This is a genomic window from Acidithiobacillus sp. TH-A36, assembly GCF_057473445.1.
The window spans coordinates 1-2076 of the sequence record NZ_JBYCKP010000288.1; the positions used below are offsets into that span (position 1 = coordinate 1).

A 2076-nucleotide genomic window follows, 5' to 3' on the forward strand; every position below is an offset into this window, starting at 1 on the left:
TTGGCAGCTATGTGCAGGTCCTTGATAGGTCCAAGAGCAAGCTTGGCCCCAATACCCGTGAAGGAAAGTATTTAGGACCAGCAGTTGATGATGTTCACTTTTATCGGATCTGGATGACCGATACAGGAAAAGTGATACAGACTCGTGAAGTTACCTTCCTGGAGAACGACTCTACCCAGCCGTCCTCTCACTTTCAGTCCAACGAGGGTCAGAAATCGATCACCAAGGCCAGAATAGACAGTGATAGTGAGAACGAAAATTCGTCCGAAATTTCGGAAATCGCGGGTGACTGTCATTTCGATGCTTTGTGCCCCTCATTCTGAAGACGATCACCCCGTCGATGACGACGAATCGACAGACAGACGTCAAGAGGACCATGTGGAGTGTCAACCGACGCCTTTACCAGAGGACAGTGTTTCGTCTGCAGCGGCAGAAACGACGAAATCTACAGCCAGCTCAGCTTCAGATTCGACCAGGAACAAGAGAACCTCCAGGTCACCTTCTACTCCCACCCCAATCAACGCCGATAAGCGTAGCACAGCAGGGAAGACCTCTAAATTCAAGGACGACTACTTTTTGCAATGGGCATCGGACGAACCTCGCACCCCTGATTCCTACAAGGACGCAATTTCTTCTCCAGACGCAGATAAATGGCAGGAAGCCATGAGAGAAGAATACGAGGCCATCAAGGCGAACGGCACCTACGAGCTTGTTCCTTTACCACCTGGAAAGAAGGTAATCGACACACGCTGGGTCTACAAGATCAAGAGACGTGCAGATGGCTCAATAGAACGTCACAAGGCACGCTGGGTTGTTAAAGGGTACACCCAGGACTGGGGGATAGACTACGATGAGACGTTTGCCCCAGTAGTCAGACTCGAGAATCTACGTGCTATACTAGCGGTGGCTAACTACCTCGGACTACGGATTCATCAAGGAGACGCCAAGAATGCCTTTCTACACGCAAGAGTCAAGCAGGAGCTCTACATTCGACAGCCTGAAGGTTTTGAGGACCCTGAGCATCCTGATTACGTGTGCAGGCTGATCAAGAGTCTCTACGGCCTTAAGCAAGCTCCATATGAATGGAATCAACTTCTCGACAATCATCTACGTGCCAACGGATTCAAGCCTCTGGAGATCGACCCATGTATCTACATCAAGTGGCAGAATCACAAGCCAATGATCATAGCGGTCTACGTCGACGATACTATCTTTATTGCTGATGATAGCAATATAGAGAGTCTCAAGAAGGTCTTATCCAAGAAGTTTGCCATGAAGGACCTTGGCGAAGCTCACTACATTCTCGGAATTGAAATCATTCGAGATCCCAAGACTCAGAAGATGTTTCTACGTCAGCGCCACAAGATAGAGGACATTCTCAAGCGGTTCAAGTTGGAGGACATCAAGCCGGCCAAGACGCCTATGGAAGCCAAGTTGGAGTTACCAGTAGTCAAGCAGACGCCTTCTGAATGCTCATCTCTACCCTATCGAGCTCTAGTTGGTGCCCTCAACTATCTTGCCCATGCTACTCGTCCAGACATAGCCTATGCTGTGAATTATCTCAGCCGTTTCAATAATAGCTATGACGAGAGACATTGGAAAGCAGCCAAGCGTGTTCTACGTTATCTGCAGGGTACCAAAGACTACTGTATCTGCTATGACGGCCAGCCTGTCAAGGGGCATCCTCGCATCCAACCAATTGGATTCTGCGATGCTGACTGGGGGAATATTAGTGAAAATCCCAAATCAACAACTGGCCTCATCTTCACTCTGTGCAACGGTCCCATCACCTGGAAGTCAGTTAGGCAGGACTGTACAACTCTTTCTTCGACAGAGTCGGAGCTTAATGCCATGTCAGAGGCAGTGAAGCATGCAATCTACTTGAATGACCTCTTCAAGCCTATGCAACTTGGAATCAATGGACCGATCACCATCTACAGCGACAGTCAGAGCGCTATCAAGACCATTGTCAAGCATGCCGACAATTTCAAGCCTCGAATGAAGCATTATGCCCTTAAAATGGCTCATTTGCGTGAGAGCATTGCAGCTAGCAACGTCAGGCTTGACTACTGCCCA

Annotated in this window: 2 protein-coding genes; both read left to right on the forward strand. The window is 48.8% G+C overall.

Going from position 1 to position 2076, the window contains the following annotated elements:
* The coding region (locus AC2VLY_RS07615; protein WP_486922043.1) for a hypothetical protein at positions 1-323 on the forward strand (323 nt) is incomplete at its 5' end.
* On the forward strand, positions 286-2076 hold a 1791-nt coding region (locus AC2VLY_RS07620), incomplete at its 3' end, for a Ty1/Copia family ribonuclease HI (RefSeq protein ID WP_486922044.1). The genes AC2VLY_RS07615 and AC2VLY_RS07620, both read left to right, overlap by 38 nt.